This is a genomic window from Rhizobium sp. P40RR-XXII (assembly GCF_012641405.1).
GTDB lineage: Bacteria > Pseudomonadota > Alphaproteobacteria > Rhizobiales > Rhizobiaceae > Rhizobium.
On record NZ_JABAII010000012.1, the window covers coordinates 92,713 to 108,779 of the forward strand.

Sequence of the window (16,067 nt, forward strand, 5' to 3'; positions counted from 1 at the left end):
TGTTGACCGGACAAGCATGACGTGAACAAGGCGCGGTAGGTGGTTTCCACGCCGATATTGCTCAGCATCGTTAATTTCGGGGGCCGAGCTATGCGTTTGCTGCAACAAGTCGTTCCACGCATTCGAGCACGCTGGCCGGAACAGGCAGGCGGCGCACCTCCTCCAGCGTGTACCAGCCTATGGCGGCTGCGTCGTCGGCCGCCTCTGCAACCGCATCCTCGTCGGCATCGACGAGGAAAACCGAAAGCAGAAAATGGCTCATGAGTGTTCCGTCGGCTGCATGGGAGCGCAGATCATAAGTCTCGAACAGACGTGGATTGCGGGCGGTTATGCCGGTCTCCTCCCTGAATTCGCGCAGCGCCGCATCATCAGGCGTTTCTCCTTCCTCGGCCCGTCCGCCCGGAAAGGCATACATATCGGCAGAGGGTGGCTTGCTGCGCAGCACCAGCAGGAAGCGGCCGTTGCGCTCGAGGATGGCGGAGGAGGCGGGGCGGGGTGGGGAGGTCATGGATCGCGTCGCATTCGAATGAGGAGATCGGGGCGGTGACCGGAGATCATCGGCGACCAAGCTCTACAGGAAACGACCCTTGCTGTCCTCCGGGAATGCCCCTTAACTCGCTGTCGATAGGCGCGGCGAGTCGCACGCGCCGAATGCGCGGGCGATCATCGGGATGATTTACGGACTATATGCCTTGGCTGCCTTGGCCGAAATTGCCGGCTGTTTTGCCTTCTGGGCCTGGCTCCGTCTGGCAAAGCCGGTCTGGTGGCTTGCGCCCGGCCTCGTCTCGCTGGCGCTCTTTGCCTGGCTGCTCGCATTGGTGCCGAGCGAGGCTGCCGGGCGCACCTTTGCCGCTTATGGCGGCGTCTATATCGTTGCCTCCATTCTCTGGCTCTGGTTGGCCGAAGGGCGGCTGCCGGATCGGTGGGACATATCAGGTGCCGCCGTTTGCCTCGCCGGCGCGGCGATCATTCTCTTCGGCCCTCGCGGTTGACTTGACCCGACGCCTTCAGGGTGCAAAACAAACGCCATGTGCGGACGTTTCGCTTTGACATCGACGGCAGACTACGTGGGGGAAGCGCTCGGCGTTCTGCTGAATGAGGGTTTTCCGGCGCGTTACAACATCGCGCCGACGCAGCCGATCCTCGTCGTCATCGCCGGCGACAGGCAGCTTCCGGGCAGCAACCTGCCGGATCGCCGCGCCCTGCTTGTGCGCTGGGGATTTACGCCGGCCTGGGTGAAGGATCCCAAGGAATTTCCGCTGCTGATCAATGCGCGGGCGGAAACGGCGATCGGCAAGGCCTCCTTCCGCGCCGCCATGCGCCATCGCCGCATCCTCATTCCCGCATCCGGTTTTTACGAATGGCATCGTCCTTCGAAGGAAAGCGGCGAGAAACCGCAAGCCTATTGGATCCGACCGCGCAACGGCGGCGTCATCGCCTTTGCCGGGCTGATGGAAACCTGGTCGTCGGCCGATGGTTCGGAGGTCGATACCGGCGCTATCCTGACGACAGCGGCAAACAGCGCAATCCGCTCCATCCATGACCGCATGCCCGTCGTCATCAAGCCGGAGGATTTCGCCCGCTGGCTCGATTGCAAGACGCAGGAGCCGCGTGACGTCCTCGATCTTATGACGCCGGTCCAGGAGGATTTTTTCGAGGCGATACCGGTTTCGGATCGCGTCAACAAGGTCGCCAATATGGGGCCAGACCTGCAGACACCCGTGGCGGTCGAGCCTGCCAAGAAACCGTCGAAGAAAGCAGATTCCGAGGATGGCCAGCTGAGCCTTCTCTGATCGGCCGCTATTGGGTGGCCAGAAAATGCTGCCTGCCGGCATCGGTCGGTGGCGGGCAGGGGCTCTGCGCTGTTAAGCGATCTTCTTCTTGAGAGGCTTGGTCTTCAGCATCAGATGAGCCGCAAGAACGGCTTTCAGGCCCAATGGGCGGTAATGCTTGCTGGGGTCGATCTTTGCTTGCGGTTGTGCCGCCTGATCTTTCTTCTGGGTCACGTCTCACTCCTCACCATGCTCTCCCGGAGCATTTCGTAGTTCACTATCAAGTAGTGCTATTTTCTTGAGAATCATGACAAATCGAAGGCGTTTTCCAATCAGCTTTTGTAAACAACGACCATATTTCGAGAGATTAGCGCCGAATCCTCGTGTAGAATCCGCACTGCCGCAATGTTTGAATTTGCCGAGAACCGAGGTTTTGGCCGCTCACTATTTGACGCGCGACCGATCGCCACGCCCCTGATTCGATAAGGGAAACTTACAGACTTGCGGTTGCACGGGAGCGATGCGGCCAAGACTTCGTAGCGTTTTGGCTAGATATGCCGACCGATATCGTCGTTGGAATCGTCGACGTCCGGATCGCCGGGACCATTGATGGTATAGGTGCCGTATTTCTTGGCCCAGGACCGCGCGCCGAAGGGTAGCGAGAGCAGATAGGCAACGACGGTCACCACCATGACATGCCACGTATAGCTCATCAGCATCGCGACATAGACGACAAGCCCGAGCATGATCGGCAGAACCAGGTCACGCCTTATGCGGCTGCCTTCCGATTTGCCGGACCAGACGGGCAGGCGGCTGACCAGAAGGAAGCCGATCAGAACGGTGTAGGCCGCACCCCAATAGGCGAAGGTGCGGTCCGGCGTCAGACCCAGAAAGCCGAGATAGACCGGCAACAGCACCAGCATGGCGCCGGCGGGCGCGGGCACGCCGACGAAATATTCCGACTGCCAGGAGGCCTTGTGCTCGCGCTCGGCCATGACGTTGAAGCGGGCAAGGCGAAGTCCGGCTGCGATCGTGTAGATCAGCGCGGCAATCCAGCCGAGGGAGCGGGCCTGGTCGAGCAGGAAGACATAGACGACAAGCGCTGGAGCGACGCCGAAATTGACGATATCGGCGAGCGAATCCATCTGCGCGCCGAATTTCGAAGTCGCCTTCATCAGCCGCGCCACGCGCCCGTCGACGCCGTCAAGAAAGGCGGCGACCAGCACTGCGACGACGGCAAGCTCGTAGCGGTTTTCGAACGCGAGACGAATGCCCGTCAGGCCCGCGCAGATTGCCAGAACGGTAATCATGTTCGGCACGATCAGCCGCAGCGGGATTTCCCGAAGACGCGGTCCACGCGCTTCGTCATTAGGCCCATGCGGCTCGAAAGGCGGAAAAGGCGTCTTCATCTCGTTCGTGTTCCTAGAGCAATTCCAGCAAAACTGCGAAGCAGGGTTACGTCCGGAATCGCGTGAAAACAATGATATGGAGCATTTCCGTCATTCTGTTTAGAGCGGAAATGCTCCAGGGCTCAGCTGCGGCGGCTAAGGGTTGCGCCCTTTGCCGAGCCGAATTCGGCAATGACGGTTTCGCCGGCGATCGCCCGTTGGCCGACGGCAACGCGCGCCGATGCGCCCTCGGGCAGGAAGATATCAAGGCGCGAGCCGAAGCGGATCAGGCCGATGCGCTCGCCGGCATCCAGCGGCTCGTCCGGGTTAACGAAGCAGAGAATGCGGCGTGCGACGAGGCCGGCGATCTGCACGACGCCGATTTCGCCATGCTTGGTCTCGATGACGAGGCCGTTGCGCTCGTTCTGTTCGCTGGCCTTGTCGAGTTCGGCATTGAGGAAGCTGCCCTGGCGATAGGCGATGCTGGTGATGCGGCCGCGCATCGGCGAACGATTCACATGGCAGTCGAAGACGTTCATGAAGATCGAGATGCGCAGCATCGGCTGGGTGCCGAGATTGAGCTCCGCCGGCGGTGTCACCATCTGCACGCCGGAGACCTTGCCGTCTGCCGGCGATATCGCAAGATCGTCGTCCTGCGGCGTCATGCGCTCGGGATCGCGGAAGAAGTAGGCGCACCAGAGCGTGAGGATCAGGCCGATCCAGAAGAGCGGCTTGAAGATCCAGCCCAGTACGAGCGACGCGACGAAGAAACCTGCAACGAAGGGATAGCCTTCCTTGTGTACCGGAACGATGACGTTGCGTACGCTGTTCAATAAGCTCATCTATGGCCTACTCCGTTAGGGCACCCTCCCCAAAAACCGGGTCGCGGTCACGGGAAGAGATCATGCCGGTCAAAAGAATGCGAATAAGATACGCAGTCTTGCTCTGATTACCAGTCGAGCGTGACTACAGGCAAACGCTGTCATGGGCAATGCTCTCGCACGCTCGCCCCCAGCGCAATCCCATTCTCGGCCGATACATATGTCTATCTGGCGTTTTCCAGATCTGCTCTCGTAAAAACGGGCAAGACGGGAAGTCGTGGAAGGCCTTGGATCGCAGGGGCACCCTCTCCACGCCAGATCGCACAGACAACGGCAAGAATGTGCGCCTGTGAGCCGATTGCCAGGTGATAGGCATCCTTCACCGCGCCGCCAGTCGAAATCACATCCTCGATGAACGTTACCCGGCGTCCGGCAACGTCTTGTCCCTCGATTGCCTGGCATGTTCCATAGGTCTTTGCCTCCTTGCGAACGAAGGCCGCGGGGATGCCAGTCTCCAGCGAGATTGCCGTCACGAGCGGGATGCCTCCCAATTCCAGGCCGGCAACGACTTCGGTTTCGGCCGGGATGAGATCGGCCATGGCGCGTGCCAGCGGTTTCAGCAGCGAAGGCATGCCTTCAAAGCGGTATTTGTCGAAATACCGGTTGGAAATCTGGCCGGAACGGAGTTCGAATTCGCCGTCCAACGTCGCCACCTCGGCGATGCGCCGGGCGAGATCGCTTCTGGTTCCAATTACCCCGTCTGTCATCGTTCAACTCCTTCATGCCGCAATATCCCGCGTATACGCGGGAATCATGCAGCCGCAAACCACATGATGTCTTGGAGAGGCGCGATGCAGGATGCAGATTTGCTTAGGTCTCGCATCCTTGCCCGGTTCGGGGCGAATAAGGCAAAGCCGCCGGAGGTTATCCGGCGGCTCGGGCATTTGCTGCAGTTCGGAAATCAGAGGCCGAGAGCGGCGCGCAGCTCCGCCTTGGCGCCTTCATATTCGCTCTTATAGTCGTCATGCGTCATGATGGTTTCGGCGATGACGGTGCCCGCAATATGGGCGGCTTCGATATCGGAGGCGTAGTGAATGCCGCCGACGATGCGGTTGTGGCCATATTCCCAGGCGCGGGTCATGATGACGGCGCGTTTTTCCGGCACCATGTTCGACAGCACGATGCCCATCAGCGTGCCGAGCGTGGCGTGGCCGGACGGATAGGAGCCGGACTTGGAGAGCGGCACGATGGGCTTGACCAGATCGCTGTAGAGATGCGGGCGCGGGCGCTTCCAGACATTCTTGGCCGGATCGACAACGGCGCCTTCGGTTTCGACGATGCGATCGAAGAAGGCCGAGAATTTCGGCAGGTTTTCCTTGGTGAATTTCGGATTGTCGATGACGTCGGAGAAGCGCCAGACATTCTCTTCCGCATCGGCCACGGCGCGAGCCGCCATTTCCGGCGTGCGGGTCACCTGGATCGTCAGGATTTCGCCGAGCTCCGCCTTCATCTGCGCGGAATCATTGGCGGGCGGAGGCGGCAGCAGATCGAGGAGATTGATCTCCTTGGCATCGGCGAACGGCTTGGCATCCTCGGCAAACACCGGCGAGGCAAGGCCGACGAAGAGCAATATGCTTAAAGCTTTGACAGAAGTACGCATTTTGGGGGCTCCGTTGAAAGGACCCTCGTACCTAGCAAGCTGTCATCTCAGCCTCGTGACAGCAGTCCGTGCATAATTCGTCGTACCGTTTCCGTGGCCGGAGCCTGATGGTGCGGACTTTGCGGAGGCTGGCTCAGCTTGCCGGCGCCAGCCGGTCGACCACGCCGAGATCGTCGCTTTCGCGCACCTGCTTCAGATGTTCTTCGGCCTGCGTTGCCTCGCGCTGGCGGTTCCACATGGAGGCATATAGTCCATTCTGCGCCAGAAGATCCGCATGCGTGCCGCGCTCGGCGATCACGCCGCTTTTCAGCACGATGATCTCGTCCGCGCCGATCACCGTCGAAAGGCGATGCGCGATGACCAATGTCGTACGATTCTTCGAAACGACATCGAGGGCAGCCTGTATTTCACGCTCGGTCGTCGTGTCGAGCGCCGAGGTCGCTTCGTCGAGGATCAGGACCGGCGGCGCCTTGAGAATGGTGCGCGCGATCGCGACACGCTGCTTTTCGCCGCCCGACAATTTGAGACCGCGTTCCCCGACCTTCGTATCGAAGCCCTCGGGCAGAACGCGGATGAACTCGCCGATCTGAGCGATTTCGGCTGCAGCCGTCACCTCGGCATCGCTCGCGGCCGGCCTGCCATAGCGGATGTTGTAGGCGATGGTGTCGTTGAAGAGTACGGTATCCTGCGGCACCATGCCGATGACCTTGCGCAGGCTTTTCTGCGTCACGGTGCGCAGGTCCTGGCCATCGATGGTGATGGAACCGCCTTGCACGTCGTAGAAACGATAGAGCAGGCGCGACAGCGTCGATTTTCCGGCACCCGAAGGCCCGACAACGGCGACGGTCTTGCCGGCCGGCACCTCGAAGGAAATGCCCTTCAGGATCGGCCTTGCCGGATCATAGGCAAACTGCACGTCCTTGAACGAGATCGCGCCGCTGCCGATTACCAGTTCCTTGGCGCCGGGTGCATCGACCACTTCGGGCCTGACTTCCAGCAGATCGAACATTTCCTCGATATCAGTCAGACCCTGGCGTATCTCGCGATAGACGAAGCCTATGAAATTCAGCGGCACCGAAAGCTGCAAAAGCATCGCGTTGATGAAGACGAAGTCCCCGACAGTCTGGTGGCCGTTCAGAACCGACAAGCCGGAAATGACCAGCATGACGGTCGTGCCGAGGCCGAAGATCACGCCCTGGCCGAAGTTCAGCCAGCCGAGCGACGTCCAGACGCTGGTGGCGGCCTTCTCATAGCGTGCCATCGACTGATCGAAGCGCTTGGCCTCCATCTCCTCGTTGCCGAAATATTTGACCGTTTCGAAGTTGAGGAGCGAATCGATCGCCTTCGTATTGGCGTCCGTGTCGCTGTCGTTCATCGTACGGCGGATGGAGATGCGCCAGTCGCTCGCCTTGACGGTGAACCAGATGTAGAGCCAGACCGTAACCGCCGTCACGGCGAGATAGGAGAAGCCGTAGCCGCGCCAGAAGATGATGGCGGTCAGCAGGAACTCGATGAAGGTCGGAAACGTATTGAGGATGGTGAAGCGGACAATGGTCTCGATGCCTTTCGTGCCGCGTTCGATGATGCGCGAGAGGCCGCCGGTCTTTCGTTCCAGATGGAAGCGCAGCGACAATTCGTGCATGTGCACGAATGTCTTGTAGGCGAGCTGGCGAACGGCATATTGGCCGACGCTCGCAAACAGCGCATCGCGCAGCTGGTTGAGGCCGAGCTGGATCAGGCGTGTCAGATTGGTGGCGACGATCAATGCGATGGCGCCGACCATGAAGGCCGGCAGGATGCCCTGCATGTCGAGCTTGCCGTTCAGCGCATCGACGGACCATTTGAAGAAATAGGGAACCAGCAGCAGGAAGAATTTGGAGACCAGCAGGAAGACGGTCGCCCAGACGACGCGCATCTTCAGGTCCATGCGCCCGCTCGGCCACATATAGGGCCAGAGATTGACGATCGTATTCATCGGATTGCTGGAATCCGCCGATATCGTTTTGTTGCGGTCAGCCATGTCCGTCTCCGGCAAATGATTGGGACAGCCTGGCGCGGCAACCATTGCGCGGCTGGCTGTGAAACCTTCGCATGTGGGGCAAGGCCGTTCGGCGAAGGCGATGAAGGTCGCGCGACGCTTACACTATTTTTATGACGCATAAAAGCGTTGGCCAGGCGCTGACGGCGCCTGGCCAATGACGATGGTCCCGGTGGAAGACTGTTGCCTAGAGATGTTCGCCGGACAGCCGCTTGCGGTGAAGCTCCTCGGCATTCGGCAGCGCATCCTTCGGCAGCCCGAAGACCTGGCCGGGAAGGATCCGGTCCGGATTGTTGATCTTGTCCTCGTTCGCCAGGTAGATGGTCGTATAGCGCACGCCGGCGCCATAGATGCGGCGTGAGATCTGCCAGAGCGTATCGCCACGACGGATGATGACGGCATTGGTGTCCTGCGAAAGCGGCGCCTGCTCCAGCGTTTTCGGGCCGCTTTCGCTGGAGGAAACCTCCACGTTCGGTTTTGCCGGCGATGTCTGCGCGGGGACGGTAACGGCTGCAACAAGCTGTTCGAGGCCCGGCAGCGCCGCGCCGATCGATTTCGCATCCTTCGGCAGGGCCTGCAATGCGCCCAGCGCCTTGACCGCAGCTCTTACGGCGTCGGCCGCGGCCTTTTTCAGATCCGCGGTGGCGTTGATGGACGGACGAAATTCCGAAAGCGATTTCAGCGCGATTTCCGTGCCGGAGCGAGCCGCGGCGAGCTGTTCGGCATTTGGCTGCTTGCCGTCGGTAAACAGGCCCTTGAGCAGCGCGAAGGCTTTGGCGGCACCTTCCTTGAGCTTGGCGAGCTCACCTTCGTCGAGCGGCACCATGCTTGTGGCGGCCGACTGTCCCTGGCCATTGGCGGCAGCCGGCACCTGAGCCGCCACCGTCACCTGATTGCCCTCTGGGCGCGTGAAGTTGACGCTGGTGCGAACGATGACCTTGCCGGCTCCGTCGAGCACGTCGACGCGGATCTTGTGATCGCCGACGGCTAGCGGCATCGGTCCGTCGACGACGAAATGGCCGTCTCCTTCCGCAACGTTTTCGCCGATGAGCTTCTCGTCGGCGTAGGCGCGCACCTTGGCATTCGATTTCGTGCTGCCGGCAACGAAGATATGGTCGTTTTCGATTTCGACGGCGTTGACCATGACGTCGGGACCTGCATCCATCTTCGCCGTCGGCGGCGCTGTCGTGCCGGCTGCAGGGTTGGCGGATGCGACAACCGCGCCGTCCTGTTTGGCACCTGCTGCCGCGGTGCCGTCCAGTGCTTTCGTCTGCGGGTCGGCAGCCGACGCATTCTGCTCGGTGGACGTTACGCGACCCTGCTTGGCCGAGGGAGCGGTGATGATGCGGCTTGCAGCGCCCGGCTTGGAGACCATGGCGAGAAGCTGTGTCGAATCGTCTTTCGGCACGGAGACGGTCGCTACTTCCTCGGAGGTGGCAACCTTGCCGTCCTTGCCGGTTGCCCGGAGCATCAATTCATGGTCGCCGGGCGGCAGCGGATTGTCGAGGACGGCGGCAAAGTCGCCACTGGGGCCGACATTGGTGGTCGTAACCACTTTTTCCCCGTCGACGATCTCCAGTTTCGCGTTCGGCTCGGCCGAGCCGGCAATGACGGTTGAGCCGTCCGGCTCGACACGCAGCACGTCGAATGACGGTACCTGAGACTTCCCAGCCGCGTCGGTCCCAGATGCTGTTTGGCCCGTCAGTGCCGCCGTTGCCTTGTCGATCGCGCTGCCGGCTTCGGCGGCGTTGTCGGGGAGAGATTGGGTGATGGCGAGCGCCTTGGCTGCGCCGTCCTGTATCTTCTTCACGAGCCCCGTCGTTGTCGCGTCGATGCCTTGCGGAAGGGCGAAGCCGACGATCGACTGCAGCGCCGTGATCGCCTTCGTCTTTGCGGCCGCGAAGGCGTCCTGCGCCGGGGTGGCTCCATCCTTGAATAGCGCCTTGAGATCGGTAAGCGAAGCCGTGGCAGCCCCCGTCAGGTCGGTGAGCTTTTTGGCAAGATCGGCGGTGTTAACGGCGCTCGATGCGGCATTCTGCGTGGTCTTGTTCGCGGTCTCGCCAGCCTTCTGCGCGTTTTCCTCGATCGTATTCTTCACCGCATCGCCGGCCTGATTGACGGCGCTGCCGATCGGGTTCTTGTCGCCGTTGATGCGTGGCATCACGAAAAAGACCATCAACAGGGTCGCAATTGCCAACACCAACAGAGCCAGCCAACCGGCACGGTTCTTCATCATCATTCATCTCCACGCGGCGAAGTCGTCGCAACTCCTAAAATTGCTAGCGATTTCGCCTGCTTTTACAAGCTTTCTCAGCCATTTTCGCATGTTCCGACGCAAGTTTTCCTTTGAAAAATCTTGACTGAGCATCTGCAGCATAGTTGTTTGGAACCATGACCGACGATTCTGCGCCAATTCGATCCATTTGCGTTTATTGCGGCTCAAGGCCGGGGCGCGATCCCTCCCATATGGCTGCTGGCCGCGAACTGGGCAAAAGCATTGCCGAAAACGGCCTGCGCCTGATCTATGGCGGCGGAACGAAAGGCATCATGGGCGCCGTCGCAAGCGGTGTCCTGTCGCATGGCGGCCAGGTCACGGGCATCATCCCGGAATTTCTCGTCGACATGGAAGCGACGCGCCATTCGCTCGGTCAGCTCGACGAACTTATCATAACGCCTGATATGCATGCACGCAAACATGGCATGTTCGAGCGCGCCGATGCCTTCGTGGCATTGCCCGGCGGTATCGGCACGCTGGAAGAGATCGTCGAGATCATGACCTGGGGCCAGCTCGGCCGCCACGAAAAGCCGATGGTCTTCGCCAACATCAACGGTTTCTGGGATCCGATGATGGAGCTCATCCGCCATATGACGGAAGAGGGCTTCGTCCATACCGCCCACCGCGTCCAGCCGCTGGTCATCGACAAGATCGCCGATATCATCCCGGCGATCCGCAAACACGCCGCCGAGACACATGGCGACCGCGGCGGCGAAGAGGCCGTTATCTCTAAGCTCTGATTAGCGATTTGCTAACCATACCACGCCGTTAGCGCCCTCTGCTCTGACGCAGCATCGACCAGCTATAGAGCACGAGACCGGCCCAGATCAGCGAGAATGCAATCAGCTGCGTCGTGCCGAAGGGTTCCTTGAACAGGAAGACGGCAATCAGGAAGACCATCGTCGGCACGATGTACTGCATGATGCCGATGGTCGACATTCTGAGAAGCTTCGCGCCGTTGGCGAAGATCATCAGCGGCAGCGCCGTCACAAGTCCGCAGCCGAGCAGAAGTGCGGTGTCCGCGAGGCCGGTCTGGTAGAAATGGCCTTCGCCGCGCGCCTCCAGATAGAGAATATACAGCATCGCCGGAATGCAGAGCAGCAGCACCTCGATGAAGAAGCCCTGATTGGCACCGACAGGCAGCGTCTTGCGGAAAAAGGCGTAGAAGCCCCAAGAGAAGGTCAGCGACAGGGCGACCCAGGGCAGGGTGCCGGCCTTGACGGTCAGGATGATGACGGCTGTCGCCGCCAGGCCGATCGCGACGATCTGCGTCGGTGCCAGCTTTTCCTTGAGAAGGATGGCACCGAGAGCGATGCTGAACAGCGGGTTGATGAAGTAACCGAGAGCCGCATCGAGCGAATGGCCGGCCCCGATCGCCCAGACATAAGTTCCCCAGTTGATGGTGACGAGCGCGGCCGTCAGCGACGCCATGGCGATTGTCCGCGGATTGTGAAACGCCGCCTTCACGTCACCCAGGCGTCCAAGCGCCAGCAGCACGATGCCGGCGACGGGAACCGACCAGACGATGCGATGGGCGATGACCTCGAAAGCCGGTATATGCGCCATGGCTTTCATATAGAGCGGCAGGATGCCCCAGAAGAGATAGGCCGTCATCGCGAAGCCGAAGCCCCGGACAGCATCGTTGTTCTTGATTTCCGGTTTCACCGCATCGGTGGCCATGAATTTTCCCGTCTTTCACGATTATTTGAGACGGGATTACTCCAATGCGTGCCGCGTGGCTAATTCATTTCCTTGACGGCATCGTCAAGCTTTTTGATGGGCGGCGGATCACTCCGCCGCTATTCTGCCCGCCATATGCCGGTTCTTCATCAGCTTGTAGATGACGGAATCCATCAGCGCCTGAAACGACGCGTCGATGATGTTTTCGGAGACGCCGACCGTCCACCAGCGCACGCCGCTGCTGTCTGTGGATTCGATCAGGACACGGGTTATGGCCTCCGTACCGCCATTGAGGATACGCACCTTGAAATCAGCCAGCTCCAGATCGTCGATCTCGTGCTGGTATTTGCCGAAATTCTTGCGCAGCGCCAGGTCGAGCGCATTGACCGGGCCGTCGCCCTCGGCGACCGACATGATGGTATCGCCGTCGATGATGATCTTGACCACCGCTTCCGAGACGATCTTTACTTGACCGTGGGAATCGAAACGGCGCTCGACCATGACGCGAAATCCGTCGACCGCGAAGAATTCCGGGATGGTGCCGAGCGTGCGGCGTGCCAGCAGCTCGAAGCTTGCGTCAGCTCCTTCGTAGGCATAGCCCGTCGCTTCGCGTTCCTTGACGATCTGGATCAGCCGGTCGAGCTTCGGATCATCCTTGCCGACATCGATGCCGCGACGCTTCAGAGCGTTTATGAAGTTCGACTTCCCGCCCTGATCGGACACCATGACCTTGCGGAAGTTGCCGACGCTTTCCGGCGGCACATGCTCGTATGTGCGGGGATCCTTGAGCAGCGCCGAGGCATGGATGCCGGCTTTGGTGGCAAAGGCCGAGGCGCCGACATAGGGAGCCTGATAGTCGGGTGATCGGTTCAGGAGCTCGTCGAAGGCGTGCGAAAGACGTGTAAGGCCGACGAGCCGCTCCGCATCGATCGTCGTCTCGAAACGCTCGCTATAGGCTCTTTTCAACGCCAGCGTCGGGATCAGCGTGATCAGGTTGGCATTGCCGCAGCGCTCACCGACGCCGTTCAGCGTTCCCTGGATCTGCCGGACGCCGGCTTCGACCGCGACGAGCGAATTGGCGACCGCTTGTCCGGTGTCGTTATGGGCGTGGATGCCAAGACAGTGCCCGGGAACGCCGCAGGCGATGACCGCCTCGACGATGGCGCGGACCTCCGGCGGCTGCGTGCCGCCATTGGTGTCGCAGAGCACGACCCAGCGCGCTCCGGCGTCATAGGCCGTCCTGGCGCAGGCAAGCGCATAGGTCGGATTGGCCTTGTAGCCGTCGAAGAAGTGCTCGCAATCGACCAGAGCTTCCTTGCCGGCGCCGACGGCCGCCTTGACGCTCTCGGCGATGCTTTCGAGATTCTCCTCGTTGGTACAGCCGAGAGCCACCTTGACGTGATAGTCCCAGCTCTTGGCGACGAAACAGATCGCGTCGGATTTCGCCTGCAGCAGGCTGGCGAGGCCCGGATCGTTGGAGGCGGAGACGCCGGCGCGTTTCGTCATGCCGAAGGCAACGAAGGAGGCCGATTGCGTGCGCTTCTCGCTGAAGAAAGCCGTATCGGTCGGGTTGGCGCCGGGATAGCCACCTTCGATATAATCCAGGCCGAACTCATCCAGCATGGTCGCGATGGCAATCTTGTCCTCGACCGAGAAATCGATGCCGGGGGTCTGCTGCCCGTCGCGGAGCGTCGTGTCGAAGAGATAGATTTTTTCGCGTGTCATACTGTTTCCTCCGGCGAACCGGTTTTGATAGTGGGGCGCCCCTCATCCGTCCCATCTCGGTTTCACGTTGCTAAACCGTTCGAGGCCACCTTCTCCCCGTCCTGAGCCTGTCGAAGGATGGGGAGAGGGCTAGGGTGAGGGGCCTTATTAGGCCTATTCTTTCCCTGCAAACTTATCTGTCGCTCGAATCAGCCGATCCAGGATGCCGGGCTCCGAATAGGCGTGGCCCGCACCTTCGATCAGATGAAACTCCGCCTTCGGCCAGGCCTTATGCAGTGCCCAGGCGTATTTGGCCGGGCAGGGCATGTCATAGCGGCCATGGACGATGACGCCGGGAATGTCCTTCAGTCTATGCGCGTCGCGCAGCAGCTGGCCTTCCTCGAGCCAGCCGGCATTGACGAAGAAATGATTCTCGATGCGGGCGAACGCATGCGCATATTCCGCCTCGGTGAACTTATCACTGGTGGACGGTTCCGGCAGCAGCGTGATCGTCTCGCCCTCCCAGATCGACCATGCCTTTGCGGCCTCCAGGCGGATGGCCTTGTCCGGATGCGTGAGGCGGCGGTGATAGGCGAGCATCATTTCGTGCCGCTCTTCCGGCGGGATCGGTGCGACGAAGCGTTCCCATTTGTCGGGGAACATCTCCGATACGCCGAACTGATAATACCAATCGAGTTCGGCTCTGGTCAGCGTGTAGATGCCGCGCACGACCAGCTCCGAAACCCGCTCCGGATGCGTTTCGGAATAGGCGAGCGCCAGCGTCGAGCCCCAGGAGCCGCCGAAAACAAGCCATTTCTCCACGCCGGCCATTTGCCGCAGTCGCTCGATATCGGCAACCAGATGCCAGGTCGTGTTGGCTTCCAGGCCGGCATGCGGTGTCGAGCGTCCGCAGCCGCGCTGGTCGAACAGCATCACGTCGTAAAGCGCCGGATCGAATACGCGGCGATGGCTCGGCGAAATGCCGCCGCCCGGGCCGCCATGCAGGAAGACGGCCGGCTTGGCGCCCGGCGTTCCCACGCGTTCCCAGTAGATCACATGACCGTCGCCGACATCGAGATGGCCCGAGGCGTAGGGTTCGATCTCCGGATAAAGCGTCCGCAGTATCTCCGTCATATTTTCAGCCCTTCCGCCGGCCAGACATCCGTATCGTGATCGGGATGCTGGAAGGAAATGATCTGCTCCTGCCGCGAGTAGAAGTCCGGATCCTGATGGACGGGCTTTTCGAAGATCGTCTCCACCCAGGGCAGGCGATAGGCATGGTTGACCTGGATCTGCGGCGCGAGATCGTCGCGCTCGTCGAAGGCGCCGATGGCGATTTCGAGGCCGCCCGGATGACGGTAGGTCAGCGGCGTTCCGCAGTTCTTGCAGAAGCCGCGGTCGATATTGACCGATGACTGGAAATAGGTCGGCTCGCCGCGCGTCCATTCCAAACCGTCTTCAGGTGCCGTAACGAGGGCGGAGAAGAAGCTGCCGAACTGCTTCTGGCACATGCGGCAATGGCAGATCGAGGGGCGGCCGAGCTGACCCCGAATGCGGAACCGCACCGCCCCGCATTGGCATCCTCCGCTTCTGGTGACTTCAGTCATGGCGCTTCTCCTCTGGCCAGCTTGAGGTATCGTGATCGGGATGTTGATGATTGGAGAGCTTGATCGATACCGCACGATCTGAGCTATCCTCATCTGGTTCCATCGGCAGCACATCGAGCGCATGGAACCAGGGCATCTTTCCCGCAAGGTTCGATTGCGCGACGGGTTGGACCGTCGCTGGCTCATCCAATGAACCAAGTGTCACATTGATGGAATCCGTGCCGGGAACATCATAGAACAATGGCGTCCCACAGGTGCCGCAAAACCCGCGACGCACGAGATCGGACGAATGAAACCATGAAGGTTCGCCGCGAGTGAGCTCGAAATCAGCACGTTGGACGTTCCCTAGCGGCAGGGCATAATTGCCGGAAGCCTTCTGGCACATGCGGCAATGGCAGAGATGCGGATAGCCGAGAGCGCCGGTGGCGCGATAGCGAACCGCGCCGCACTGGCAGCCACCGCTGTATCTCTCCGTGATTGTCATTTGCCGGCCTCCGGCGGCCATGCCGCCGTATCGTGATCGGGATGTTGGTAGGACACGATGTTCACCACGAAGGGCGCTTGCGCGGCATCTTCCTCCGTCGAATGTCCGGGCAGCAGATGCAGTCGGTCGACGAAGCCGATCTTGGCTTCCGTGCCATATTGCACGACGGGCGGCAGGCTTGGCGGATCGTCGAAGGCGCCAGCCGCGACCGCAATGCCATCAGGCGCTTCATAGGTCAGCGGCGTGCCGCAGTCCCCGCAGAAACCGCGCTTCACATAGTTCGACGATTGGAACAGCTTCCGCTCGCCGCGTGTCCATGTGAGTTCGGCGCCGCGCGTCGAGACCAGCGGCGCATAATAGGCGCCGAAAGCCTTCTGGCACATGCGGCAATGACAGATCGACGCGTCCTTCAATTCGCCCCGCACCCGGAAGCGAACCGCGCCGCACTGACAGCCACCGGTATAGGTCGAGACGGTCATGATCTATCCTTTCCAGCGACGAGGAAGATATGTGTGCAGACATTGTCTATGTCGTTCAGGACGTCGTCGTTCCAGAAGCGCAGGACGGCCCAGCCTTCTGCTCGGCGTGCGTTGTTGCGGATTTTGGGCGGGACTGGAGTATGCGGCAAAGTAACTAAG

Annotated in this window: 17 protein-coding genes and 1 pseudogene; 3 read left to right on the plus strand and 15 right to left on the minus strand. The window is 60.7% G+C overall.

The window, feature by feature from the left end; translation table 11 throughout:
• Positions 1-88 precede the first annotated feature (88 nt).
• Positions 89-508, minus strand: coding sequence for an NUDIX hydrolase (locus HGP16_RS21905; protein WP_168842098.1), 420 nt, complete (start codon positions 506-508; stop codon positions 89-91).
• 163 nt (positions 509-671) lie between these two features.
• On the opposite strand from HGP16_RS21905, the gene HGP16_RS21910 reads away from it, so the two are divergent.
• Both HGP16_RS21910 and HGP16_RS21915 read left to right on the plus strand, forming a co-directional pair.
• Complete coding sequence (locus tag HGP16_RS21910) at positions 672-992, plus strand: YnfA family protein (protein ID WP_168842099.1); 321 nt, start codon at positions 672-674, stop codon at positions 990-992.
• A gap of 36 nt (positions 993-1,028) precedes the next feature.
• Entirely contained in the window at positions 1,029-1,793 is a 765-nt protein-coding gene (locus tag HGP16_RS21915; protein WP_168842100.1) for an SOS response-associated peptidase, read from the plus strand.
• A gap of 72 nt (positions 1,794-1,865) precedes the next feature.
• Here HGP16_RS21915 and HGP16_RS21920 read toward each other — a convergent pair whose 3' ends face one another.
• The 7 genes from HGP16_RS21920 to HGP16_RS21950 form a co-directional block, all read right to left on the minus strand.
• Positions 1,866-2,006 carry a hypothetical protein gene (locus HGP16_RS21920; RefSeq protein ID WP_168842101.1) on the minus strand — a complete coding sequence of 47 codons (141 nt, stop codon included), beginning with the start codon at positions 2,004-2,006 and terminating at the stop codon, positions 1,866-1,868.
• Between the two features lie 314 nt (positions 2,007-2,320).
• Complete coding sequence (gene pssA, locus HGP16_RS21925; protein ID WP_149636749.1) at positions 2,321-3,181, minus strand: CDP-diacylglycerol--serine O-phosphatidyltransferase; 861 nt, start codon at positions 3,179-3,181, stop codon at positions 2,321-2,323.
• A gap of 122 nt (positions 3,182-3,303) precedes the next feature.
• The gene (locus HGP16_RS21930) at positions 3,304-4,002 is read right to left on the minus strand and encodes a phosphatidylserine decarboxylase (protein ID WP_168842102.1); all 699 of its coding nucleotides are present in this window, start codon (positions 4,000-4,002) and stop codon (positions 3,304-3,306) included.
• A gap of 203 nt (positions 4,003-4,205) precedes the next feature.
• The gene (pyrE, locus tag HGP16_RS21935; protein ID WP_168842103.1) at positions 4,206-4,748 is read right to left on the minus strand and encodes an orotate phosphoribosyltransferase; all 543 of its coding nucleotides are present in this window, start codon (positions 4,746-4,748) and stop codon (positions 4,206-4,208) included.
• Between the two features lie 194 nt (positions 4,749-4,942).
• Entirely contained in the window at positions 4,943-5,641 is a 699-nt protein-coding gene (locus HGP16_RS21940; protein ID WP_168842104.1) for a phosphatase PAP2 family protein, read from the minus strand.
• A gap of 133 nt (positions 5,642-5,774) precedes the next feature.
• Positions 5,775-7,661, minus strand: coding sequence for an ABCB family ABC transporter ATP-binding protein/permease (locus HGP16_RS21945; RefSeq protein WP_168842105.1), 1,887 nt, complete (start codon positions 7,659-7,661; stop codon positions 5,775-5,777).
• Between the two features lie 205 nt (positions 7,662-7,866).
• Positions 7,867-9,915, minus strand: coding sequence for a LysM peptidoglycan-binding domain-containing protein (locus HGP16_RS21950; protein WP_168842197.1), 2,049 nt, complete (start codon positions 9,913-9,915; stop codon positions 7,867-7,869).
• A 155-nt stretch (positions 9,916-10,070) separates the two neighbouring features.
• Here HGP16_RS21950 and HGP16_RS21955 point away from each other — a divergent pair, with 155 nt between their 5' ends.
• Positions 10,071-10,694 carry a TIGR00730 family Rossman fold protein gene (locus HGP16_RS21955; RefSeq protein ID WP_168842106.1) on the plus strand — a complete coding sequence of 208 codons (624 nt, stop codon included), beginning with the start codon at positions 10,071-10,073 and terminating at the stop codon, positions 10,692-10,694.
• 28 nt (positions 10,695-10,722) lie between these two features.
• Here the strand turns inward: HGP16_RS21955 and rarD are convergent, their stop codons facing one another.
• From rarD to HGP16_RS21990, 7 genes and pseudogenes are all read right to left on the minus strand, one after another.
• Entirely contained in the window at positions 10,723-11,634 is a 912-nt protein-coding gene (gene rarD / locus HGP16_RS21960; protein ID WP_168842107.1) for an EamA family transporter RarD, read from the minus strand.
• A 108-nt stretch (positions 11,635-11,742) separates the two neighbouring features.
• Positions 11,743-13,359 (minus strand): citramalate synthase, encoded by a 1,617-nt coding sequence (cimA, locus tag HGP16_RS21965; protein ID WP_168842108.1) that lies wholly within the window; start codon positions 13,357-13,359, stop codon positions 11,743-11,745.
• Positions 13,360-13,512: 153 nt separating this feature from the next.
• Positions 13,513-14,472 (minus strand): prolyl aminopeptidase, encoded by a 960-nt coding sequence (gene pip, locus HGP16_RS21970; protein WP_168842109.1) that lies wholly within the window; start codon positions 14,470-14,472, stop codon positions 13,513-13,515.
• Positions 14,469-14,945 carry a GFA family protein gene (locus HGP16_RS21975; protein ID WP_168842110.1) on the minus strand — a complete coding sequence of 159 codons (477 nt, stop codon included), beginning with the start codon at positions 14,943-14,945 and terminating at the stop codon, positions 14,469-14,471. The genes pip and HGP16_RS21975 overlap by 4 nt, the downstream gene beginning before the upstream one ends.
• Positions 14,938-15,429, minus strand: a complete 492-nt coding sequence (locus HGP16_RS21980) for a GFA family protein (protein WP_168842111.1) — start codon at positions 15,427-15,429, stop codon at positions 14,938-14,940. Before HGP16_RS21980 ends, HGP16_RS21975 begins: the two co-directional genes overlap by 8 nt.
• Positions 15,426-15,908 (minus strand): GFA family protein, encoded by a 483-nt coding sequence (locus HGP16_RS21985; protein ID WP_168842112.1) that lies wholly within the window; start codon positions 15,906-15,908, stop codon positions 15,426-15,428. Before HGP16_RS21985 ends, HGP16_RS21980 begins: the two co-directional genes overlap by 4 nt.
• Positions 15,905-16,033 (minus strand): annotated as a pseudogene (locus HGP16_RS21990) (DUF559 domain-containing protein); the annotation flags it as partial. The gene HGP16_RS21985 and the pseudogene HGP16_RS21990, both read right to left, overlap by 4 nt.
• Positions 16,034-16,067 lie beyond the last annotated feature (34 nt).